Annotated in this window: 1 protein-coding gene; it reads right to left on the minus strand. The window is 66.1% G+C overall.

The features are described 5' to 3' along the window. Positions 1–233 (minus strand): hypothetical protein (locus AC3XQU_RS25030; RefSeq protein ID WP_489876783.1); only part of this gene is annotated, 233 nt, incomplete at both ends.

Raw genomic sequence — 233 nt, forward strand, 5'->3', positions numbered from 1 at the left:
TCCAGCGGCGTTTCCGTGCGCGTCTCCCGCAGGTACTTCCCCTGGCCTGTGGCCTTGCCCCACCGTCCGCTGACCCACCGGGCCGCCCAGCGCAGCGTTGAGGTCCCATGGAACCTCGTGCAGCACACCGGGGCGCTGATCAGCAGCATGGTCCCGCCGATCAGCCAACCGAGCGGGAAGCCGAATACCAGAACGGTGACCACGATGGCCACCATCGCAATAGCAAAGGTGAT

The organism is Telluria sp. AZSoR62 (genome assembly GCF_058111565.1).